This is a genomic window from Microcoleus sp. A6-C6 (genome assembly GCF_036705955.1).
Taxonomy (GTDB): Bacteria; Cyanobacteriota; Cyanobacteriia; order Cyanobacteriales; family Microcoleaceae; genus Microcoleus.
Genome location: NZ_JAUBVR010000054.1, coordinates 19365 through 42121 on the forward strand (window position 1 = coordinate 19365; position 22757 = coordinate 42121).

16 protein-coding genes and 2 tRNA genes are annotated in these 22757 nt (G+C 44.5%); 8 read left to right on the forward strand and 10 right to left on the reverse strand.

The genetic code is table 11. From position 1 onward, the window contains the following. Positions 1-89: 89 nt before the first annotated feature. From QUB52_RS20205 to murA, 4 genes are all read right to left on the reverse strand, one after another. Positions 90-171, reverse strand: a tRNA-Leu gene (locus QUB52_RS20205). Positions 172-380: 209 nt separating this feature from the next. Beyond that, positions 381-462: transfer RNA gene (locus tag QUB52_RS20210), tRNA-Leu, on the reverse strand. Further along, a complete protein-coding gene (locus tag QUB52_RS20215) occupies positions 441-1313 on the reverse strand; it encodes a M48 family metallopeptidase (RefSeq protein WP_332974571.1) in 873 nt (290 codons plus the stop codon). Before QUB52_RS20215 ends, QUB52_RS20210 begins: the two co-directional genes overlap by 22 nt. Before the next feature lie 80 nt (positions 1314-1393). Further along, the gene (gene murA, locus QUB52_RS20220; protein ID WP_265235832.1) at positions 1394-2785 is read right to left on the reverse strand and encodes a UDP-N-acetylglucosamine 1-carboxyvinyltransferase; all 1392 of its coding nucleotides are present in this window, start codon (positions 2783-2785) and stop codon (positions 1394-1396) included. 391 nt (positions 2786-3176) lie between these two features. Between murA and smc the strand changes: the two genes are divergently transcribed. The 6 genes from smc (at position 3177) to QUB52_RS20250 (ending at position 13852) form a co-directional block, all read left to right on the forward strand. Next, positions 3177-6971, forward strand: coding sequence for a chromosome segregation protein SMC (gene smc, locus QUB52_RS20225; RefSeq protein WP_332974573.1), 3795 nt, complete (start codon positions 3177-3179; stop codon positions 6969-6971). 68 nt (positions 6972-7039) lie between these two features. Further along, positions 7040-8056, forward strand: a complete 1017-nt coding sequence (locus tag QUB52_RS20230) for a PRC-barrel domain-containing protein (protein WP_332967079.1) — start codon at positions 7040-7042, stop codon at positions 8054-8056. 510 nt (positions 8057-8566) lie between these two features. After that, positions 8567-9082 (forward strand): hypothetical protein, encoded by a 516-nt coding sequence (locus QUB52_RS20235; protein ID WP_265235829.1) that lies wholly within the window; start codon positions 8567-8569, stop codon positions 9080-9082. 65 nt (positions 9083-9147) lie between these two features. After that, positions 9148-9597: a hypothetical protein gene (locus QUB52_RS20240; protein ID WP_265235828.1), complete on the forward strand. Its 450-nt coding sequence runs from the start codon at positions 9148-9150 to the stop codon at positions 9595-9597. Between the two features lie 83 nt (positions 9598-9680). Continuing rightward, the gene (locus QUB52_RS20245) at positions 9681-11891 is read left to right on the forward strand and encodes a hypothetical protein (RefSeq protein WP_332974585.1); all 2211 of its coding nucleotides are present in this window, start codon (positions 9681-9683) and stop codon (positions 11889-11891) included. A 110-nt stretch (positions 11892-12001) separates the two neighbouring features. Then, the gene (locus QUB52_RS20250; RefSeq protein WP_332976252.1) at positions 12002-13852 is read left to right on the forward strand and encodes a DUF6798 domain-containing protein; all 1851 of its coding nucleotides are present in this window, start codon (positions 12002-12004) and stop codon (positions 13850-13852) included. 116 nt (positions 13853-13968) lie between these two features. Here QUB52_RS20250 and QUB52_RS20255 read toward each other — a convergent pair whose 3' ends face one another. The 4 genes from QUB52_RS20255 to rfbC all read right to left on the reverse strand — a co-directional run bounded on the left by QUB52_RS20255 (position 13969) and on the right by rfbC (position 18468). Beyond that, positions 13969-14943: a glycosyltransferase family 2 protein gene (locus QUB52_RS20255; protein WP_332974577.1), complete on the reverse strand. Its 975-nt coding sequence runs from the start codon at positions 14941-14943 to the stop codon at positions 13969-13971. A 93-nt stretch (positions 14944-15036) separates the two neighbouring features. Then, positions 15037-16815 carry a hypothetical protein gene (locus QUB52_RS20260; RefSeq protein ID WP_332974579.1) on the reverse strand — a complete coding sequence of 593 codons (1779 nt, stop codon included), beginning with the start codon at positions 16813-16815 and terminating at the stop codon, positions 15037-15039. 232 nt (positions 16816-17047) lie between these two features. Continuing rightward, positions 17048-17920, reverse strand: a complete 873-nt coding sequence (rfbD, locus tag QUB52_RS20265) for a dTDP-4-dehydrorhamnose reductase (protein ID WP_332974580.1) — start codon at positions 17918-17920, stop codon at positions 17048-17050. A 2-nt stretch (positions 17921-17922) separates the two neighbouring features. After that, positions 17923-18468 (reverse strand): dTDP-4-dehydrorhamnose 3,5-epimerase, encoded by a 546-nt coding sequence (gene rfbC, locus QUB52_RS20270; RefSeq protein WP_332974581.1) that lies wholly within the window; start codon positions 18466-18468, stop codon positions 17923-17925. A 50-nt stretch (positions 18469-18518) separates the two neighbouring features. Here rfbC and QUB52_RS20275 point away from each other — a divergent pair, with 50 nt between their 5' ends. Continuing rightward, positions 18519-19187 (forward strand): class I SAM-dependent methyltransferase, encoded by a 669-nt coding sequence (locus QUB52_RS20275; RefSeq protein WP_265235822.1) that lies wholly within the window; start codon positions 18519-18521, stop codon positions 19185-19187. A gap of 196 nt (positions 19188-19383) precedes the next feature. Continuing rightward, positions 19384-19983 carry a hypothetical protein gene (locus tag QUB52_RS20280; RefSeq protein ID WP_332974582.1) on the forward strand — a complete coding sequence of 200 codons (600 nt, stop codon included), beginning with the start codon at positions 19384-19386 and terminating at the stop codon, positions 19981-19983. A 678-nt stretch (positions 19984-20661) separates the two neighbouring features. Here QUB52_RS20280 and QUB52_RS20285 read toward each other — a convergent pair. Together QUB52_RS20285 and QUB52_RS20290 are read right to left on the reverse strand one after the other, a co-directional pair. Beyond that, complete coding sequence (locus tag QUB52_RS20285; RefSeq protein WP_332974583.1) at positions 20662-21726, reverse strand: NAD-dependent epimerase/dehydratase family protein; 1065 nt, start codon at positions 21724-21726, stop codon at positions 20662-20664. A 108-nt stretch (positions 21727-21834) separates the two neighbouring features. Then, complete coding sequence (locus QUB52_RS20290; RefSeq protein WP_265235819.1) at positions 21835-22533, reverse strand: Uma2 family endonuclease; 699 nt, start codon at positions 22531-22533, stop codon at positions 21835-21837. Between the last annotated feature and the right edge of the window lie 224 nt (positions 22534-22757).

Below are 22757 nucleotides of genomic sequence, written 5' to 3' on the forward strand. Positions count from 1 at the left end.
GCGAGCTCAAGTGATGAGATATGCACTCGGAGCTAATGGGCTACCTAGCACACAGTTCTTTATTAATACATCACTAGCTTTTCTAGTAGTGGGCGGGGAGAGAATCGAACTCTCATACCTTTCGGTGTCAGATTTTGAGTCTGATGCGTCTACCAATTTCGCCACCCGCCCTTTTTGGTGTCACCATCATAAAACGCCGATCGATTTTTGTCAAGCAAAGATTCATAATCTTTTGAACTTGCCCAGCGATCGATCTATCTGGCGCGCAATACTGGTACAGAATGGGACAACTGAGCCGTCTGAGCTTGGTTTGAGCATTTCTCCCAGTTGAGTGCTGCTCACAGAGTTCTTTATTAAGACATCAGCATCTTTTCTAGTAATGGGCGGGGAGAGAATCGAACTCTCATACCTTTCGGTGTCAGATTTTGAGTCTGATGCGTCTACCAATTTCGCCACCCGCCCTTTTTGGTGGTGTCAGCATCATAATACACCGATCGACTTTGTGCAAGCAAAGATTCATAATCTTTTGAACTTGCCCAGCGATCGATCTCTCTGGCGCGCAATACTGGTACTGGATGGGATAACTGAGCGGTTTGAGCTTGCTTCAACATTTCCCCAAGTTCTGTGCTGCTGAGGTCATCGTAGGCTCGCGCTTGAGCCAAGAACGCATCTAGATTAAGTTTAGGTGCTAACGTCGGCGAACCTCCGGCCAGTTTCATCAACACCGATGCTACCACTCTGGGGTCTTGGGTGGCGAGTAAGGCTGCGCGATCGCACGTAAATTCGGCACACCGCAGCCATTCCAACATTTGCGCCTGCAAACCCTGGGCGAGTATGGTTCCCACAGGCGAAATTTGACCGGCGGCCAACACAATTAAATTAGCCAGAGTTAGGTAAACTCCGTGCTCGCACTTCAAATGTCCCAATTCATGACCGATTACTGCCTTAACTTCCTCGTCTGTGAGCAAATCAATCAGGGAAGTGTGCATCACCACAAACGGCTGTTTTCCCCGCATCGCAAAGGTGTAAGCATTGGGCATCGGATGCTGGCGGACATAAAGCTGCGGCACCTCCAAATCCAGAGTTTTGCAGGCATCCACCAGCAATTGATGCAGGTGCGGCAGTTGATTTTCGCCGACTTGGACGCTGGAAGCCAGATTTTCGAGCCTGAAAAACTGTTCACCAAGTTGTCCCAGCAACTGCCGCACCATCAAATCTAGTCCGGGCAGTTGTTTGAGAGTGTTGGTGGCTTCCAAGTCTAGCGGGTGGCGAAACTGGTCTGCTTTCAAACCGATGAGCGGTATGTTCGACATTTTAATCCTGAGTCAATGGTCAACAGTTAGCAGTCAACAGTTAACCGTCAACTGTCAACTGTCAACTGTCAACTGACTACTTAACAGTTTAAACTCGATCGCACGGGATTGACAGGAACCTCAGCATTAGCCGGGTCTGTGCCCTCCTTGACGCGCCGCAACTTAGCTCCCAATTTTTGCAGTTTCACCTCTAACTGCTCGTAGCCACGGTCTAAATGCTGCAAGCTGCTGATTGTGGTGACACCATCGGCTGCTAGTCCCGCCAGCACTAATGCCGCCGAAGCCCGCAAATCTGTTGCGACTACTGGCGCACCCGATAGCATCGGCACTCCGCGCACCACGGCGACATTGCCTTTAACGCGAATGTCGGCGCCCATGCGGTTGAGTTCTGCTACGTGGCGCAAGCGGTTCTCAAATACGGTTTCTTTGATCATGCTATCTCCTTCGCTCAGCGTCAGCAAAGCCATAAACGGAGCTTGCATATCTGTGGAGAAACCTGGGTAAGGCAGAGTTTCGATGTCTGTGGCGGTGTGAATTTTGCCGGGAACTATCCGCACAATGTCGGATTCTACAATTATTTTCGCCCCCATTGTCTGTAATTTGGCAATAATTGCCGTCAGGTGGTCGGGAATTACCGACGACAAACTGATTTCTGAGTGAGTGATGGCTCCTGCTAATAAAAATGTTCCGGCTTCGATGCGATCGGGAATAATTGCATAGTCTACCGCGTGCAGTCTCTCAACTCCCGAAATGACGATCGTATTTGTGCCCGCGCCTTGAATTTTGGCTCCCATAGCGCGACAGAAATTCGCCAAATCGACGACTTCCGGCTCCTGGGCCGCGTTTTCAATCACCGTTTCTCCCTCAGCCAGAGTCGCCGCCATCATCAAAGTTTCAGTTGCGCCGACGCTGGGGTAGTCCAAATAAATTTTGGCTCCTTTCAAGCGACGGTTCGGCCCTTTGACGTAAGCGTGAACTGTACCGTGCTCGATGTGGACTTCGGCGCCGAGAGCTTGCAGGCCCCGAACGTGAAGCTCAACGGGCCTGGCTCCGATGGCGCAACCTCCCGGTAAAGGCACTTTGGCAAATCCCAAACGCGCTAGCAGTGGCCCGATGATGAAGAAGCTCGCCCGCAGTTGGCTGACTAATTCGTAGGGGGCTTGAGCGTCTATGAGGTTGCTGGCGTTCATATCTAAAACGTCGCCGTTCTGCTGTACTTTGACTCCTACAGCCGAGAGAATTTGCCCCATGCGGGCGACATCGACTAGGGCGGGAACGTTGCGGATGTGGCAATCGTCGGGACACAGCAGAGCTCCGGCCATGACTACTAGGGCCGAGTTTTTGGCGCCGCTGATTTTTACCTGTCCTTTCAGGGGCTGGCGACCCCAAATTTGCAATACTTGTTGGTCGCTTTCGGGTGAAGCTGGCAGGTTAGACGTGTTCTGAGCTGGTGTAATGATTTTGCCCTCCATAATATTCGCTTTGCTACTTTATACATTATTAATTTTGGTTCGATTTTACCGGAAAGTTTTTATATGTCTAGGGGTAACATTAGGAATTGTGGGAATTATATTTGCTAGCATTGAGTCTGGGTAAGCTTTTCAGGTTTAATCGCACAAATTATGTCGATCGAGTCTCATGGAGTTATTTGTATCAAAATTTACGTTCATTTGTAGCGATCGCTCGGATCACAGATATTGTACCTTTGTCAATGAACTTTTTAAGTAAAAGCCGACTCGGTTGTTGACAAAGGTGTAAGATATCGGTTCGATCGACAATGCCGGAAATTTCATAAGTTGTCGATCGCCCTAATGCCTGTGTTAACCTGTGACAACAACCTAGAGCCAAAGCTACTCCTAGCATATGGTTCACATTAAGCGGATCGAACTAACTAACTTTAAATCTTTTGGCGGCACAACGTCCATTCCCGTGCTGCCAGGTTTTACTGTGGTTTCCGGGCCCAACGGTTCAGGGAAGTCCAACATCCTTGATGCTTTGCTGTTTTGTCTCGGACTTTCGACTTCTAAGGGAATGCGGGCTGAACGTTTGCCGGACTTGGTGAACACCGCTCAAAATAAGCGCGGTACGATTGAAGCTAGCGTGACTGCTACCTTTGCGCTGGAAGATGTGGGTGATGAATGGTTCGCCCAGGATGAAGATGAGGACGAGGATGAGGAAGAAAAGGCAGCGGATGATTTGTCTGTTGAAGCAGAAGATGTAGAAGCGGTCGAAATTCCAGAAACTCAAGACAATAACGGACAATCATCTACTACCAATCCAAAATTGGAAGAGTTATCTGCTGAAGAAGTCGAAGAAATAGAAATTGCCACAACTCAAGACAACAACGGACAACTACTCGCTACCAATCAAAAATCGAAAATTAAAGATCAAAAACCGGACGAGTGGAGTGTGACACGCAAACTCCGAGTCACTCGTCAAGGAACTTACACGTCAACTTATTACATTAATGGCGCACCTTGCACACTAACTCAACTGCACGAACAACTTAACCGTTTGCGAATTTATCCCGAAGGTTATAACGTTGTTTTGCAAGGAGACGTTACCAGCATTATTTCGATGAATGCTAAGGAACGCCGAGAAATTATTGACGAATTGGCAGGAGTGGCTCAATTCGATCGCAAAATCTCTCTCGCAAGGCAGAAGTTGGATGAAGTTAAGGAAGTGGAAGAACGCAGCGGGATTGTCGAAAAAGAACTGATTTCTCAGCGCGATAGACTTGCTTCTGATCGCACAAAAGCCGAAAAGTATCAAAAATTGCGGGCGGAATTCCAAGAAAAGTCGCAGTGGGAAATTGTGCTCAAGTTCCGTCAGTTGCAAAAGCAAGAATGGAAACTGCGGGAACAAATCGAAACGGGCGATCGCAATTCTACCTCTCTCACCGAACAACTGCAAGCAATTAGCACCCAAATTCAAGCCTCAACTGCCGAACTTGACGCGCTGAATGCCCGCGTGAAAGCTTTGGGAGAGTCGGAATTGTTGGCTTTGCAAGCGACGATTGCGACTCAGGAAGCGGAACGGCGACAACTCCAAAATCGCAAACAGGATTTGGAAACAACTGCTGGACAAATGGCGGCAAACATAGCACAAACTGAGCAAGAAGTTCGGCAATTTCGGCAAAGTTTGGAGCAAATTGAGATTGAAATATCCTATGTTATGTCTCAAATAGGCACTTTTCAGGAACAGCGGGATGAAGCGCGGGAAAATTTAGATAAGAGTCGGGAAGTTGCAAATGCGATCGCCTCGACGGCCGAAGTTTGGGTACAGCAGCAAACGGAACTGCACCGCCAAATCGAAACAATTCAACAAACTTTGGAACCGCAGCGTACAGAACAAGCTACCATTGGCGAAAGAGTCGATCGCCTCCAGAGTCAAATTCAAGAACAAAACCAATCGCTGCAAGGATTGGAAGAGGAAATTGCAGGCAAAAAAGTTCAGCAATCTCGCCTTGGGGAAACCAAAGGCATCGCTGCTTTGCAAGTAGAATCGCTGAATCAGATTTTAATCCAAGCTGAACAAGAATTGCAACTGCAACAGGAAACTCAAACTCGTTTGTTGGAAGAACAACGGGAAAGACAGCGCAAGTTAGATAAGCTCGAAGTGCAGTTTCAAGCACTGCAAGAAGCGACTGGCACGTTTACTGCAAAAATTGTCGCGCAAAGCGGAATTGGCGGAGTTTGTGGCTTGGTGGCTCAACTGGGCAGGGTGGAGCCGCGTTTTCAGTTGGCGCTGGAAATTGCAGCGGGCGGACGGATGGGTAATATGGTGGTGGAAAATGACAGTGTGGGGGCTGCGGCGATCGAATTGTTGAAGCAAAAACGGGCGGGAAGAATGACGTTTTTGCCTTTGAATAAGATTAGAGGTGGCAGGTTTTCGGTGAATGAAAATTTGCGGCGGGCGGCTGGGTTTGTGGATGCGGCGGTGAATTTGATTGATTGCGATGCGCGCTATCAGGAGATTTTTGCTTACGTTTTTGGCAGTACGGTTGTGTTTAGCAATCTCACTGATGCCCGCCGCTATTTGGGACAGTACCGGATTGTCACTTTGGATGGGGAAATTTTGGAAACCAGCGGCGCGATGACTGGGGGAAGTTCTACTAATAGGTCAACTTTGCATTTTGGCACGGTTGATGCTAGTGTGGCGGCGGATGAAGCGCGGACAATTGCTTCTCTGCAAGAACGTCTTGAGGAAATTGAGCGGATTTTGGAACGGTGCAAAATTGCGATCGAACGCGCGTCTGTTGCTGTCAAAACTCGCAGCCAAGAATTGATGGAGGCGAAGCAGAATTTGCGCGAACATCAGTTGCGCTTGGAACAGTTGGAGTCAGAAATTAAGAATTTGCAAGCGCAACAGTCACAAGTGCGATCGCAAATTACGAAAAATACTCAGGAATTGACTAATTCGCAAACCCGATTGCAGTTGCTGGAAGCAGAATTGCCCGCACAGGAAACTCAATTGCAGCAGTACCGCCAAACTTTGGCGCAGTTGGAAGAGTCGAATAGTCACAGCGAATGGCAGCAAATGCAGTCTGGTTTGCGGACTCTGGAAGCGCAATTGCAGGAGCGAGAATTGGCTCACAGAAACGCCCAGCAGCGCCAAGGAGACTTGCAAAATCAATTCGGGCGTTTGGAGGAGAAAATTAAGGAAGGCAGCGAGAAATTGCAGGAATGGCAAGTGCAGCAAAATGCGGGAACTGATGCTGTCAACCGGATTGTTTCGCAGCAGTTGGAACTCGATCGCCAAATTGCGACAGCTAAGGCGGCTTTGGCCCAAATTGAGGAGAAATTGGGTGTGGAAAAGGGCGATCGCGATCGGGCGGAATCTCAACTGCGAGAGCAGCATTTGGCGAAACAACAGTTACAATGGCAGTTGCAAAAACTGCACGAAACTCAGCAGGAACGCCGCGAACAATTAGCCGCAGTTCGCACTCTCATGGAAACGCAGCGGGCGGAAATGCCCGATCCGGTGCCGTCGATTCCAGAAGATGTCGAGAAAGCTAATTTGACGGAGTTGCAGCAGGAAGTAAAGGCGATCGCCAAACGTATTCAAGCTCTAGAACCAGTGAATATGTTAGCATTGGAAGAGTACAATCGTACTCAAGAACGCCTGCAAGAATTGAGTCAAAAGTTGACGACATTGGCAGGAGAACGTACTGAACTATTGCTGAGAATTGAAAACTTTACTACACTCAGGCGGCGCGCTTTTAAGGAAGCTTTCGATGCGGTTAACGAGAACTTCCAGACTATTTTTGCGGAACTTTCCGAAGGTGATGGCTATCTCCAGATAGATGATCAGGAAGACCCCTTCAGCAGTGGCTTGAATTTGGTGGCTCACCCGAAGGGTAAACCTGTTCAGCGGCTGGCTTCTATGTCGGGAGGCGAAAAGTCTCTGACGGCGCTGAGTTTTATTTTTGCGCTGCAACGCTACCGCCCGTCTACGTTCTACGCTTTTGATGAGGTGGATATGTTTCTGGATGGGGCAAATGTGGAGCGATTAGCTAGAATGATAAAACGACAGTCTGAACAAGCCCAGTTTATTGTTGTGAGTTTGCGGCGACCTATGATTCAATCGGCTGAGCGTACAATTGGTGTTACTCAAGCGCGGGGAGCTTATACTCAAGTCATAGGACTTAAGTTGTAGTCTCAGTGTCTCAGTTGACGATCGTGTTGAGTGATATATGTACTTAATAAATCAGGATTAGAGTTAGAATGACATCCGAACAAATTTGCCAACGCTCCGATATTCTCGGCACTCAGGTCATCACCCGCGACAGAGGTAAACGCTTGGGTGTAGTCAGTCAATTGTGGGTGGACATCGATCGGCGGGAAGTTGTGGCGATCGGTCTACGTGATAATATATTTGCGGTCGCTGGACTACCGAGGTTTATGTTCCTCAGCAATGTCAGCGAAATCGGCGATGTGCTGTTGGTGGAAGATGAAAGTGCGATCGAAGATGATGTTGATGTTGAAGTCTACAGCATTTTGATTAACAGCGAAGTGATCACCGAAACCGGCGAACTTTTGGGAAGGGTGCGAGGCTTTAGGTTCGACCCCGAAGACGGTAAGTTAGTTTCTATAATTATCGCTTCCCTGGGAATCCCCCAAATCCCTGACCAAGTTCTCAGTACCTATGAGTTGGGGATTGAGGAAATTGTCAGCAGTGGCCCGAACCGCTTGATTGTGTTTGAAGGTTCCGAGGAAAGGCTGAGACAGCTTAGTGTGGGTTTGCTGGAGCGCGTCGGTTTGGGCCAAGCACCTTGGGAACGCGAAGAGGACGAGCAAGGTTATTATCCGAAACCCGTGGCTACGGGAAATCAATTGGGCCCGGGCGTGCGGATTCCTGCACCGGAAATGCGCAGCCGAGTAGCGCAGCCTGTGGTTGAGGAAGTTCCTTGGGATGAGGATTCGCAGTGGAATCGGCCGCCGGTACGCCAGCCGCAGCAGATGCGCGTGATGCAGCCTCAGCCGATCGACGATTATGATGAGTACGAAGAGGATAATTGGGGCGGCGAGGAGGACGATTACGAGGACGATGAGTACGAGGCGAAGCAGTACAGCCCTGAGGTTTCTAGCCCGAAGGAGTCGGTGGTTGAGTACGAGTACGAGGATGATGTGGAGGCTGATGCTTGGGCTGACGATGAAGCGCCGAAGCCTTACAAGGCTCCTCGCGTGAATATCCCTGAGAAGACTAAGACTCCTGAGTATGAGGAAGAGGCTGGTTATTAGGAATTAATCAATTAGCTCAAACCAATATTTTGCACTCTTCTTAAGGACGGGCAAGATGCCCGTTCCACAATCAAGTTTATTTTTTGTGGAACGGGCATCTTGCCCGTTGCTGATGTCAAGAACAGGCTTTCCGGCCTGTTCCACAATAAAATTCATCTCTTGTGGAACAGGCCGGAAAGCCTGTTCCTAAACAAGTAATTGAGAATGGTGCAATATCTCAGTTTAAACCAATATTTTGTAGGCACGGGTTTTACGAATAATATTTAATTCTGGCAAACAATCGAGTGGGGTAGATTGGGGGATGCAGTAAAGGCGCTGAATCTAATTAAATTAGATCGATGAACTATAGCAATCCTAAATGATTTTCTGTAGGGACACGGCATCTTGAGTGTCCCTACAGATGGATTTTGGGGAAATCACATTTATGTTCGCGGTAGGGATAATGATTTAGGATTGCTATAGATAATACTCGCATGGCAGTTTACTATACTTTGGCTGACATTTCATCTTATGTTAATGATCCAAAAAGATTTTGCTAAAAATGTTGTTTTCAGATTAATAACTTATATAATTATCCCAATATTTATATCTGCCGGCAGTGCTGAAATTGTCTTGAGAGTTGCGGGATACAAACCCTGGCAAATAGAAAATGTCGATGTAGCAGTCGAACCAAAAGGTAACTTTTTCACCAAAGATTCGGATCTCGGCTACAAGCATTTGCCGGGAAAGTTCAAGGTCACGCTTAACGGCAATTACTCATTTAAGGCAACTCATCTCAATAATAGTTTAAGGATAACACATTCACTCAATACTTACAATCAATTGTCAAACAAGCCGGAAATATGGATATTTGGCTGTTCTTTTACCTACGGTTGGTCATTGAATGACAGCGAAACTTATGCTTGGTTGCTGCAAGAGAAATTACCTAAATATGAAATAGTAAATTTTGGCGTTAACGGCTACGGCACGCTGCACTCGTTTATTCAATTCAAAGAAGCACTGAAACAAGGAAAAAACCCAAAATAGCGGTGATTGCTTATGCGGGATTTCACGATAGGCGCAATACTTTATTGAGGGCGAGAAGCAAGCAAATGGTTGCTTGGAATAAACTCGGCATTCTGTTGCAGCCCGATGCTAGGCTGAGTGGAGAAAATAATTTTACCTACAGCATGGCTAAACTGGAATATCGCGAGTGGCCGCTGATGCGGGTTTCAGCATTGGTGAATTTGCTGGAGGTTAATTACAATCAATTTGAGGAGGGATTGTACAAGAGTCATGATGTTTCTAAGGCAATTATTAAAGAGTTTCACCGCGTGGCTGAGGCTAATAATGTTAAGTTGGTTGTGGCGGGAATTAATGCCGGTTCTGCTAAGATGTTGGATGAGTTGAGTCAGGAGGGAATTGCTACGGCTGATATTTCGGTTGATTTGAAAATACCGGGAAATAATAATTTGCCTCATGATATTCATCCCAGTGCGGTGGCGAATCGGCAATATGCGGAAAAGTTGGATGTTTTTTTGCAAGGTACTGTTTTAAAGTAAAGTTAACGAACCGCGTGTAGGCTGCGCGAAGAACGCGAAGGAAGAAAGAGGAAGTTTAGGAATTATTTGGGGTTGTTCGAGTGATGGGATTATTTGATTTTAAGTTGCGTCGCAAGTTTCTGATTGATGGGTTGTTCCTGTTTTTGCTGGTTCTGGCAACGGTTGGATTAACGTCAATTTATGTATCTAGCGAACGTACTTTTTATTGGTGGGATTACGCGGGATACAACACCGCTACAGTTAACACAGCTAATTTATTTCGAGACTCGCCGGATCAAGCATGGCGCGGAGTTATAGATTCGCTATCTAAAGAAAAAAACCTGTTAATCACGCTGCCATTAGTGCCGTTTATTCTTTTATTTGGCGAATCTCGGCTGAGTTACATTCTCAGCATTTCGCTGATTTATGTGCTGCCGTTTCGCCTGTTGTTGGGGGCAATTTCTGTACAGCTAATTCCAGTTGATCCGCGCCGGGTGTTTTGGTCAACTGTGCTGCTGAGTTTATTGATTCCGATGAGTTGGATACCGACTCTGCGGGGATATCTCGATACTGGCGGCTGTGTGTTTATAGCGTTGGCAATTTGGGTTTATTTGCAGGATGTTAAGCTGAAATTTTGGTGGAAGATGCCGTTAATTGGATTGTTTCTGGCGGCGGCGATTCTGTTGCGGAGACATTTTGCTTATAGTGCGATCGCATTTTTGGGTGCGGCTAGTTTACAGGCTTTGGTGGAGTTTTGTGTACAGTATAAAAATCCCAACTCAGTTATGAATTTTGATGGGGACGCTGCTCAAAGCCATCCCACAATTTATTTAGGATTTCTAGATAAAATTATTCAAAACAAAGCGTGGAAAAATTTGTTTGAATCTGGCGTTAAATTGGGTTTGATAGCTGCAACTAGCTTGACTGTTTTAATGTTGGTAGCGGGGGATTTTACTCGCAGTGCTCTGACAGTTAATTACGGCAATTTGTATGCTGCTTGGAGTTTACCTGTTAATGATATTTTAACTCGTTATGCGTCTTTTTACGGTTTGGGAACTTGGGTGCTGGTACTGATTGGTTTTTCGGCGGGGATTCTCACCCGAATGCTGGTTCCTAGGGCGACTATTTTTGTTTGTTTGTTTGGGGTTTTGTCGCTGGTTGAATGGTTGTTGGTGTTGCGTTACGGCTACTTGCACTATACAATTCATCTGACACCGATCGCACTTTTGGGTTTGTCAGCATTTTTCTGGACAACTTGGCTGACACTCAAGGGAAAAATCCGCTATTTGATGCTGGGCGGGGCGGCTTTTTACCTGATTGTGAATGCAGCCGTCGGGTTGATTCCTGTGAAGGTTGATTTGTCAAGACTGTTTGTGAGTAATTTTGGGCCGTTAGTGCGATCGGACTACGGCGAAGTTGTAAAATTAGTAGAGTTTCTGCGAAAATTAGCACCAAATGAGGAACCAATTTATATTGCAGGTGCTTCTAACAGTTTTAATGCTAATGTACTCAGACAAGCTAATCGCAAATTAAACCCGCCGGAGGGTTGGTGGAAACTAAATACCATCGGGAGGCCGCAAATTGACTCCCGCGATACTTACCCGCTACCGGAGTTATTACAGGCGCAATATGCGGCGGTTGCTACACCTTTTCAGCAAGTATTGGCTGGTGATGAGCAAGTTTTGCGATCGCACGAGCAAGATGTTGTTAAAGTTATCTATGATGTCTTTACTCAAAACTGGGAAATTTCCCGCGATTTTCAGTTGTTACCAGAACAGTTTAAGTTAGAAAACGGCGTGACTGTCAGCATTTATCGGAGAATTCGTCCCACGGATACAGGCACAGCAGTTCGCACTTTATACGCGATGCAGCAACAAATAGGCGATCGACCAGGCACACAGTTAGATTGGATTAGTTTGCAGCAGTCAGTCTACACAAGTGCTAATTATTCAGTCAGTCGAGAATCTGATAACCTATATAAAATTGTAACTCATCCCATTAAAAATAGCACTAAACTCGATACTTCTTTTCTGTATTTAGGTGCTATTTCAGACAGGGTGCAAGTTACCGGCAAACTCACTTTACTTAACCAGCAATGTCCGGGAGTTGCCCTGCGCTTGACTTTGTGGGACAAACAAGGTAAGTTGATAGACTCTGCGAAGATGGAGTATGGTGGCAAAAGTGCGATCGATCTAAATCTATCTGTTGGGGGTAAAAATCCAGTTTATTTGCTGCTTGAAGTATTGAGTAACGACAAACAGGATTTAACAAAGCAATGTCAACTGGAGATTAACAATTTAGCTGTCGATAGGTAAGTTGAACCGCCAACAGACAAGTTTGCATCAATCATGAATTAATACGGAAACCGCAGATTGCAGGCGGATAAACACAGATGAACGCAGATATATTTTAGGATGATTTGGGAATGAGCGATCGAGGTATAATGCAGAAATATCAAAAATCTAACAAGTATTTTAATCTATCTCTCTATACTTTTGTCATCATCGGTTCCCTGATGGCAACTGGCTATATTTTCCCCATTGGTGGCAATTTTCCCGAAGTGCCACCAATTGAATTTATGCTAAATCCTGAACTGTACAAAAACGATTATTACGTTCAGGAAATGGTTAAGTTTAATCCCCGATACTACTATTATTATATCATCTATTTGTTAGCCAACTTCGGAACAAGCATTCCCCTAGCGCATTTTATTTATCAATTCCTCGCCTTCGGTTCATTTATCCTAGCTTGCTACGCAATTATCAAGATTTATACTAATTCCAAACTGTCCGCCGCAGCGCTGGCTTTTTTATGTATAGCGGCTTCATTTACAGATGTTGGCAACACGCTGATATTTTCCACTAAATCAGTACCGAGTACCTTCGCGATGGGCTTCGCAATCTGGGGAATTTACTTTAGTTTGCGGCGAAAATGGTTGACAGGATATTTCTTTTTTGGACTAGCTTGTTTGCTGCAATTCTTAGTGGGTTTGCTACCGGGATTAATGATGATTCCCGTTTTAGTGATTGAATCTGTAAGACGGCGGAAGATTAAAACGTTGATTTGGGCGATCGCGCTTTTAGGCACAATGGCAAGTATAGTATACGTACCGATGTTATTGACAGGTACTACCAGCACTCACACTATCGACAATGCCGAGTTTGTCTTCATTCACGCCCAAGTTCGCAATCCCCACCACATCCTCCCGTCAAATTGGGCTGTCGGGAATTGGTTCAACTTTATCTGTTTTATTCTTGGCGGCTTGCTTTGCATCAAAAAAACAAATTTACTCCCAAAAGAAGACAAAATAAATTTTTACGTAATTCTCGGAACCTCAATCTTTGCACTATTCCTAAATTACATATTTGTCGAAGTTTACCCCCAGGCTTTTATTGCCAAACTACAACTAGCTAGAACAGTACCTTTTGCTCAAATAATTATATTTATTGCTGTTGCTTTGACGTTAGATGAAGTTGGCCCACAAAAACAAGCACCTGTTAGCTTGCTGGTACTCTCTGTAATGACTTTGCCTTTTCGAGGTGTCATTTTCTTAGGATTCGCAGTTTGGCAAAATAAAAACTACATACTTCCCCAAAAATACAATATATTGTTGTGGATTTTGGCAGCAGGAACGTTTGTATTTAGCTTAACATATCCGCTGACTGATTCATCGGAAATAATAGGCGAGCGACTAATCACCCTCCCAGTCTTTTTCTCAATTCTCGCCTTTCCATTAATTCTCGAAAAAACATCATTTGCTACATCTATCAAACAAACTATCACTCATATTTTAGCATTGCTAGCTACGGCAATTTTAGTTTTGGGAGTAGCAGGAATTCTACCCAAACCCATATTAAATGTATTTCAAACAAGAATTAATATCAATGCCCTTCCCACCGACGATTTAAGCAGATTAGCTGTGCGATTTTCGCAAGTTAGCAGCCCAGACGCACTCGTATTAATTCCACCATCAGTTACCAATTTCCAGTTTTTATCCCAAAGAGCGATTGTCGTTAACTTCAAGAACTTTCCTTTTACCGACAAAGGTATTAAGCAGTGGAAAAATCGCATGGAAGCTGTTTTAGGAGCTCCCTTAAACCCGCAAATGATTTGGGGAGGAAATGACTTATTCATCCGCCGCAGCAGTGCGGATTTAGTCAAAGTAGCTATAAACTATCATGCCGATTATATCCTGACTCGCAGCGATTGGCATCCAAATATTGACGGAGAAATAGTAGATAGACAAGGTAAATGGATTATCTTTAAAATCAGGTAGCCGACAGACAGGGCGGGTTTTTGAGATTGTCAATTATTGGCAAATATTGTTGGTGAACCCGCCCCTACCATAGACACATCTGCGTTTATCTGTGTTTATCTCCCCGACATCTGCGGTTAAACATCAAAACCCGAATCATCAATAATTTCACAAATCTGCTTGTCCACATAATCAGCAGCCACATTCCGCGCAATCAACTCAGCCAAAATTCCTAAAGAAATCAATTGTACCGACAGAATTGTACACAAAATTCCAAAAAATAACAAAGGTCGATTACCGATAGGCCCAAAACTCATCCCCGCCAAATTGAGAAACCAAATAACAATCAAATAACCAAGCGAAATAGTGCCCACCAAGCCAAAAGACAATCCCAATCCCCCAAACAAATGACCCGGTTTGTGCAAATAGTGCGTTGTGGCTAACACCGTCAACAAATCAATAAAACCCCGCGCATAACGTTCCCAACCATAATTAGATTTACCATGTTTTCGCGGATGGTGTTCGACAACTACTTCGCCAATTTTAAAGCCTAAATTATTTGCTAATGCTGGAATATAGCGGTGCAATTCCCCGTACAATTTAATCGACTGCAAAACTTCCCGGCGATAAGCTTTAAAACCGCAATTCATGTCGTGCATTTTTACTCCAGTCATCAAACACGCAACGGCATTAAATAGCTTGGAAGGTAAGGTTTTAGAAAGCGGGTCGTTCCGCTGTTTGCGCCAACCAGAAACTAAATCGAATCCCAATTCTAAACTATCTAAAAATTTGGGAATTTCGGCTGGGTCGTCCTGCAAATCGGCATCAAGAGTAAAGATAATTCTCCCTGCTGCATTGCGAAATCCGGCTGAAAGTGCGGCGGATTTGCCAAAGTTGCGGCGCATTTTTATGGCTTTAATGAGTTTAGGATGTTGGCTGGCTAATTCTGCAATTTCTTGCCAAGAAGCATCGCGGCTACCGTCGTCTATAAAAATAACTTCGTAACTGTCATTTCCGGTTTGGGACATGACAATTTGGATTCTTTCAAACAACATTTTGAGCGTTGCTTCTTCGTTGTGAACGGGAATTACGAAACTGAGATTTTTTGGCATGGGGCTATTCTATTTCATTGGTGTTGTTAATGATATTTTTTTTATTAACCGCAGAGGGCGCAGAGGGCACAGAGGAGAATACAGGGAGGTTTTTTAGTTTGGATTGATAACTTGGGAGTTTCGCAAAGCTACCCAGCCTTGACGGTTTTTAAATGAGGCATAGGCTGTCAATAATGTATCTGTTGGTGATGTTTGAACGTATCCTTTCCAAGCTGCTAATTGATAGGCTGGGCCAAACAATTTCACTAAGTCTGGACGCGGAAATCCTGACATTGCGAAACCTCGAACGACATTTTCTTGGTTAAGAATGGCAATACATTTGACATTATTTTCGGGGTCTCCCACCCAGCCAATTACTCTGGAGGCGGCTGGTGCGAGGGTAGTTACTGTATCAAAATATCCGGGTACTCCGTCTTTTGGTGCTGAGAGTAAATTGGGATTAATTTGTGTGTCTAATGCTGCACAAAAATTGTGTTTTTTGATGTTTCGATTGAATGGTACTAAGTTGTTAGTTTTTAAAGCATCGATTAATCCGACAAAGGCCGCCGGTTTGTTGCCTACTTTGTCTTTAATTAATGTTATGTCGGTGATGCCTAATTGCAGTGACAGTGCTACTAATGGTTGATAGGTTGCTCTGCGGGCGATCGCCATTGCAGTTTCGCCGCCCATCCCGTACATTAAAATCACGGCGACTGTGGCGACTGCAAACAGCGGTGTCAGCCAACGTTCTTGAATTCTCGGTATCGGCTGAAACTCCCGCACAGCAAGCACTGTGAGAACAATTGTACTCATCCAAAACAAGGCTGGAAGTGTGGCGTAGCGGGAAGCGGTGGCTTGTTCGATACCAAATCCCGATCGACTAACTGCGGCCATTAACGCCGTTTGCAGCGCGTACAATTGGATTGACAGCCAAGGTAGCCAATTTAGGCGATCTACTTTTTTTACAAATAGCCAATAACAGACAAAACCCACTACAGCAATCAAACCAATTATACCAATAAATGACGCAATAATAATATTTTCCGTAAAAATTCCACCGAGATAAATTGGAATATATTCGACAGTTTTGAGCGGGTTAACTTTAGTTAAAGAAGGGTGATTTGCGGGCGTTTTATAAGTTAAAAAATAAATGCCAATTACTGCAATCGAAGCAGCAAAATAAAAATAAGTTATCTGCCGAGGAAACCGCAGCACAATCGCAGCACCACACAATATCGGCCACAAACCCAAAGGAGTGCTGTAACTAACACAGCCTAAAATTCCAAACACAATACTACCAATTACCCAGTTATTTGGTTTCCATCCCTCGTTTCCAGACTTTGCCGGGGAATGAATATCCAGAGATTCCGCCTCTCTTTTCTCTAACAAAAGCCTCGCATAAAATTGCAAACAAAATATCGAACAAATTACAAAGAAATTAGCAATTATCCAGTGAACACCGCTGAATCCCCGCATCCAATTATGAGCCGCCGCCGGAGTAAAACTAAAAATAGAAATGCTCAGGACAATTAAGATAAATTGCAGAGGATCGCGCCTCAAGTTTAATGGCAGCAAAGCAATTAATACGTGGCACTGAATCAAAGCCAAAAACCACGCAACTAAGCACAAACCAATATTTGAACCTTGAGTGACAGCGATATTCAAGGCATAGATAATTGCCGGAATGAAAACAAAATGCTCGTTCGCGCGAAATATCCAATTAAAAGGATTTGTTGAAAAACCATCTACTGAATAAAAATTCCATGTCATCCACCAATAATCAAAATTAGACAAGTCTCCGGCTTGCGATATCAAGTACAAAATATAGGATGCTGGTATGAGAATGCCGAGCACTGATGCGGCAATTAAAATAGATTTTTCTTGAAGTTTCATGGATTTCGGGGGAGATGTTTAATTGATAGGGCAGGTTAAGCTAGATCCCCCCTAACCCCCCTTAAGAAAGGGGGAACAAGAAAGCTCTCAAAGTCCCCCTTTTTAAGGGGGATTTAGGGGGATCTCCGGGGAATAAACAGAACCCCACAGATACAAACTAAACGCAGTAAAGCTTATAACAGATAATTTCCAAACAAGACCCGCCCTTGCTTTTTGAGGTTTACTCAATTTTTTACTTCATTTCTCTTGCTAACATTTGTCTGAGCCCTTGCCGCCAGTGGGGTGGATGGGTTCCCAGAAGTGCTGATATTTTCACCGTGGAAAGTACAGAAAAAGCGGGACGTTTTGCGGGTGTCGGATATTCGGCAGTAGTGATGGGAATTACGCGCTTAATTTTGAGAGGAAAGCCCAGTTTTTCTGCTTCTTCAAAAATGGCGATCGCAAAATCGTACCAACTACAAACACCGCTGTTAGTATAGTGGTAAGTTCCAAAAATTTCCGACCCTAGATTCGGGATAATTTGGGAAGTCGCAGCAGCCAAATCTGCCGTCCAAGTTGGACTGCCAATCTGATCTGCTACTACTCTAATTTCTTCTCTTTCCTTTCCCAACCTCAGCATGGTTTTGACAAAATTACCTTTGCCGCCGTTACCGTAAACCCACGCGGTTCTAATAATAATATGTCTGCTTCCCGCTTGCCGAATTGCTTCCTCACCCGCTAATTTTGACTTGCCGTAAATTCCCAGGGGATTCGTAGAATCTGTTTCGAGATAAGCAGAACCGCTGCTGCCGTCAAATACATAATCAGTGGAAAAGTGAATCAAACTTGCTCCCAATTTCTCGCATTCTTCTGCAAAGATTCCGGGTGCAATGCCGTTGACTGCGAGTGCTAATTCTGGTTCGCTTTCGGCTTTGTCTACCGCAGTGTAAGCGCCGGCATTCACGACTAAATCTGGTTGAATGTCAGCCATTGCTTGACGGATGGTTTCGGGTTGGGATAAATCGACGCGAGTGCGATCGACTGCAATAACCTCTCCCACAGATAATAAGATTGGCTGCAATTCTTGAGCTAGCTGTCCGCTGCCGCCTGCGAGTAAAATTTTCATTATTAAAACACTTGAGCTCTTTTCAACGTTTGTCCAGCTTTGTCTTTGGGTGATAAAATTGGTTCGGCACCATCTAGCGGCCAGTCGATCGCCAAATCCGGGTCATTCCATACAATACACCGTTCGTGTCCCGGTGCATAGTAATCTGTAGTTTTGTACAAAACCTCAGCAATATCTGATACTACTAAAAAACCGTGAGCAAAACCCGCAGGCACCCAAAGTTGCCGTTTATTTTCTGCACTCAACAAACAGCCCACAGACTTGCCAAAAGTCGGCGAACTTTTTCTAATATCCACCGCTACGTCAAATATTTCGCCCGCAATTACCCGCAGCAATTTACCTTGAGGCTGCTGCATTTGGTAGTGCAAACCGCGCAGGACATTTTTAGAAGACTTGGAATGATTGTCTTGAACAAATTCTGCCGTTACGCCTGTTTTTTCTACGAAAGCTTGGTGATTGAAACTCTCGAAAAAGAAACCGCGATCGTCTCCAAAAATTTTCGGCTCAATTATCAAAACTTCAGGTATTTCGGTAGATATAACGTTCATAGTGGTCTGTATCGCGTGATAAACTCATACTCAGTCTATGGTATCTTACTATGAAAACTGACACATATCTCAAAAAGTTGTACGCCAACCGATTTGATTCCCGACAAATGCAAGCCAAGGTGGCACTCTGGAAAGTTTTGATTGACGATTTTTTACAAAATTATGTTCCTCCCAAGTCGGCGGTTTTAGATATTGGCGGCGGTTATTGCGAGTTTATCAATCAAATTCGGGCTCAAGAAAAATGTTTAATTGACCTAAATCCTGATTCCAAATTATTTGCTGAGGCTGATGTCAAAGTGCTGAATATTGATGTGCTTAACTTAGAAGATCGTACTTTTTTTAGCGAACAGTTCGATCGCATTTTTATCTCAAACTTTTTTGAACACCTCCGCAACAAAGAGGAACTTGTAGAAATTATCTCGTTTTGCTTTGACGCGCTGAAGCCTAGCGGTTCTCTTTTGGTAATTCAGCCTAATTTTAAATACTCTTACAAGGAATACTACGATTTTATCGACCATCAATTACCGATTACGCACTTATCGCTGCAAGAGCTTTTACAAACTGTGGGGTTTAAAGTTGAGGAAATGATACCGAGATTTTTACCGTTTTCAACGAAAGGGCGGCCGGCTTCGCCGTTGCTGTTAAAGATTTACTTAAAATTGCCTTTTTTGTGGCGGTTTTTGGGCGGGCAAATGTTTGTTAAGGCATCGAAGTTATAAGTTATAATAGTCTGCGGTTAAAACCGCCCCTACACAAACGAAGTCCGCCTTCGCGGACTGAAGAACGTGCGATCCTCTGCGAGGGCTTCGGTAACGCAATTCTCGACTCACTACCCAATCCAATTTTCTTTAATATCTGTTAAAAACCCGGTTTCTTTGACCTTGATCTGTAAGTCCATCATCAATTCAAAAATCAATGAATTATCGCAAGCTGATACCGTTAATATTCACAGCACTAATCCCAATTCATAGTGCAATTTCCCCCTCCTTAGCCCAAAGTATCGCAACGCAAAAACAAAACATCGCCCAATCCGAAACCAAAGGCAATATAGCGCGTCAAGCAGCCGTACCTGCATACTGTGCGCCTGATGAATACAAAGAGTTTTTTGAGAATTTCGTGAGGGGAAAAGACCGTCAAGGGACGGATATGCGATCGACTTACACAGCAAATCGCATTGAAGTGCGAAATTATGAAATTCCCAGCCAATTGCTGGAAGTGATGCGCCGCCAAGACGATGAATTTAGTATTAGCTTGCGGGATTATCGTTGGGTTATCCTTGTCCCTTCTAGTGTCGATAATAGTCCTTATACCAGGCTAAAAATTGATTTGAGGCGCGTCTCTAAAGACAGGTTTCGAGTGGATTATATCAAGGCTCAATACAAGTACACTGGAAATACTACTGGTACGGAGTCAGAAGATTTAGTCAAAACCTATGGACAACCGGGGGCTTATGTTTTTCAGCATCGTAATGGCTGCTGGAATTTGACGCAAAAATTGCGATCGACTAGGCGATAGAAAATTTCGTTTTTATCTGATATGTTGCACAATAGTCAGAAACCGGGAATAGGAGCAAAAACTCAACGCCAAAACGTATATTTTTCGTTAATAAACCCAGTTTCTTTAAGCTTATTGATAATGGTGCAACATCTCAGTTTGAATCGCACTTGCCGAAAACGAAAACATGGATTTTCTACAAAGTGCGATCGCACACCGCCCCTAAAGCTTTAAGCGTAGCTTGATCGGCATCCGCAAAACCCCTAACGCGCGCAATATTCATGCCATCATAAGGTATGTCTATCAAAGTTTTTAAGCACTCACCGACAAAAAACCCGTTGAAAAGGTAGAAAACTGGAGAAAGATTTGTGAATGGCTGGAGGACGCAGGATATCAAACTCAGTCGTCTGCTGAAGCTCAATCAGGTGATTGTTTACCCATAAAATTTTTAATAAAAAAAGCCAATATAATTCTCGACAAAAATCAAATAATAGTTGATATTAACCTGCGGATAGTAGCCTCTTCACCTTCAGAAATTCCCATTATAGAAAACTTCGACCTCAATGGCAATAATTAACACTGCCGAAAATGGCGTTACACCCGAAGGGATGAAACAGGACAGCGCACTGCCGTTTCCCTACCGCAGAATAAATGGTTTTATTACCCAATTCGACAAAACATCTGCGGTGCAAAAAATCCCTATAAAATCGAACTCAAAACCACCTCATTAGCAGCAATCCAATCATAAATATCCTGTAAAGCCGCCTCCGGCCCAATCCTAGGCTTCCATCCAGTTTTCTCCATCACCCTAGAAGCATCGGTAATAAAAATCGGAATATCCCCCGCCCGTTCCTCCAAAACCGGATTAATTGCAATCGATTTACCCGCAATTTTGCGGCACAAATCAGTTGCTTCAACCAAAGAAAGACTGTTTTTAAAACCGCCACCGACATTGAAAACTTCGCCGTCAAATTCAGCAAAATGTTCTAACTGATAATTAACTAACCTCAGCAAATCTTCAACGTGCAGCAAATCCCTAACTTGCTTCCCGCTGCCGCCAAAACCGATATAACTCAGCGATTTTTCAAAATAGTGCGCCGCCACCCACAAGCCGTAAACTCCCTGATCCACTTTACCCATTTGCCAAGCACCGGTAATTAAGCCGCAGCGGTTAATAATTGCCTGCACGTTGTATGCTTCCCTGTATTCCTCAATCAGTAATTCGGAAGCTAATTTAGTTGCTCCGTAAAGCGAACGGTGTCCTTTTAATGGGAAGTCTTCTGATATGCCCAACTCGGATATACCGGGTAATGTTTGCTCAGGGCCGATCGCAAATCTCTCATCCAACTCCAACAGCTTAACAGATTTCACGCTGGCGATCGGATAAACCCGACTCGTAGACAAAAACAACAAACTCGCACCAGTCTGTCTCGCCAACTCCAAAACATTCACAGTACCCAGTAAATTCGTCTGCAAAACGTACTGAGGCGAACTAAAACCAGCCAGTACAGAAGGCTCCGCAGCGCAATCGATAATGCAATCAGGGTTGAGTGCAACTGGCTCTAAATCAGCCGCCGTGCGAATATCCCCGTAAACAAACTGAATTCCGCAACTTTTCAGCCTCGGAATATTCAATTCTGATCCCCGGCGGCGCAGGTTATCTAAACAAATTATTTGCCATTCTGGGTGAAGTTTCTTCAGGCCAATTGCCAAACAACTGCCGATAAAACCCGCACCGCCTACAATTAAAATTCTTTCAGGCATTGACTCAACTTTCTTAGAGGATTAATTACTGCTGTTAAATTATTGAAAAATTGTGTTGAGGTATGCCTCGCATTAAAATTGAGTCATCTTGTCAATGAATTTTGACAACTATTCTGGTTCAATTCCCAAAGCCCGCAACTGATTCGCTAATCTATCGGCCCGCTCGTGGGCTTGTGCAGCTTGTTCTTGGGCCTGTGCAGCTTGTTGCTGTGCTTGCAGTGCAGCTTCCTCTGGCGTAGCAACTAACTGACCATCTGGGGTAAAATAACGCAATTTCCCATCGTAAATTCCCAGATATAATTCTAGTACCTCACTCCACAATCTACCAAATTCATTGGCAAGAATAGCTTGATATTCTTGACCAATTAGACGAAAACCAGCAAATTCCAAATCTTCAGGATCGAACCAAAAGTATTCGGGCGTTCTAAACCGATTTTGATATAATATCTTTTTTTCGTTGCGATCGACTCTGGCGGTAGAACTAGATAGCAATTCGATAATTAGATCGGGATATCTCCCCTCTTCTTCCCAAACTACCCAGGAACGACGCGGACGTTTTTCGGTGTCGGCGATCAGAAAAAAATCAGGGCCGCGAAAATCCCGATTTTTCAATTGTTGCTGGCTGTAGTAAACCGTCAGATTTGCTCCAACAAAAAAGTCATTGCGTCCGCGCCATTGCCATTCCAAACAGGCAACTAATAATGCTAATTGAATATAATGTAGGGAACTTTCCATTTCTGGCTCATCACTTTCAAGTTGACTGGCATCTGGCATCAATCTTGCCATTTCTTGGGCTGTAAAAACCATGACTTAATCCTCCCAATTTAGTATTTTTTTTTCAACCAAATTTCCCCATAGCCTCCTAATTTAAATTTTACCGCGCGATCGCACTTTTGAGCTATTTGACCATTTTTTCGTAACCATTCCGCAGGTTGCGCCCATTACCTAAGTTGCCAGGGCGAACGCATCTAAATTTTATGTTAGCAGAACCTGGTATATTGGAGAATGATTATTGAGTGCCTACCAAATAT

What these genes read in the sequence shown, in the direction of transcription:
- QUB52_RS20280 (WP_332974582.1), top strand. Translation starts at nt 19,384, where the DNA reads ATGAATTATCGCAAGCTGATACCGTTAATATTCACAGCACTAATCCCA.
- rfbC (WP_332974581.1), bottom strand. Translation starts at nt 18,468, where the DNA reads ATGAACGTTATATCTACCGAAATACCTGAAGTTTTGATAATTGAGCCG.
- QUB52_RS20255 (WP_332974577.1), bottom strand. Translation starts at nt 14,943, where the DNA reads ATGCCAAAAAATCTCAGTTTCGTAATTCCCGTTCACAACGAAGAAGCA.
- rfbD (WP_332974580.1), bottom strand. Translation starts at nt 17,920, where the DNA reads ATGAAAATTTTACTCGCAGGCGGCAGCGGACAGCTAGCTCAAGAATTG.
- murA (WP_265235832.1), bottom strand. Translation starts at nt 2,785, where the DNA reads ATGGAGGGCAAAATCATTACACCAGCTCAGAACACGTCTAACCTGCCA.
- QUB52_RS20215 (WP_332974571.1), bottom strand. Translation starts at nt 1,313, where the DNA reads ATGTCGAACATACCGCTCATCGGTTTGAAAGCAGACCAGTTTCGCCAC.
- QUB52_RS20245 (WP_332974585.1), top strand. Translation starts at nt 9,681, where the DNA reads ATGGGATTATTTGATTTTAAGTTGCGTCGCAAGTTTCTGATTGATGGG.
- QUB52_RS20290 (WP_265235819.1), bottom strand. Translation starts at nt 22,533, where the DNA reads ATGGTTTTTACAGCCCAAGAAATGGCAAGATTGATGCCAGATGCCAGT.
- QUB52_RS20230 (WP_332967079.1), top strand. Translation starts at nt 7,040, where the DNA reads ATGACATCCGAACAAATTTGCCAACGCTCCGATATTCTCGGCACTCAG.
- QUB52_RS20260 (WP_332974579.1), bottom strand. Translation starts at nt 16,815, where the DNA reads ATGAAACTTCAAGAAAAATCTATTTTAATTGCCGCATCAGTGCTCGGC.
- smc (WP_332974573.1), top strand. Translation starts at nt 3,177, where the DNA reads ATGGTTCACATTAAGCGGATCGAACTAACTAACTTTAAATCTTTTGGC.
- QUB52_RS20285 (WP_332974583.1), bottom strand. Translation starts at nt 21,726, where the DNA reads ATGCCTGAAAGAATTTTAATTGTAGGCGGTGCGGGTTTTATCGGCAGT.
- QUB52_RS20275 (WP_265235822.1), top strand. Translation starts at nt 18,519, where the DNA reads ATGAAAACTGACACATATCTCAAAAAGTTGTACGCCAACCGATTTGAT.
- QUB52_RS20235 (WP_265235829.1), top strand. Translation starts at nt 8,567, where the DNA reads ATGTTAATGATCCAAAAAGATTTTGCTAAAAATGTTGTTTTCAGATTA.
- QUB52_RS20240 (WP_265235828.1), top strand. Translation starts at nt 9,148, where the DNA reads ATGGTTGCTTGGAATAAACTCGGCATTCTGTTGCAGCCCGATGCTAGG.
- QUB52_RS20250 (WP_332976252.1), top strand. Translation starts at nt 12,002, where the DNA reads ATGAGCGATCGAGGTATAATGCAGAAATATCAAAAATCTAACAAGTAT.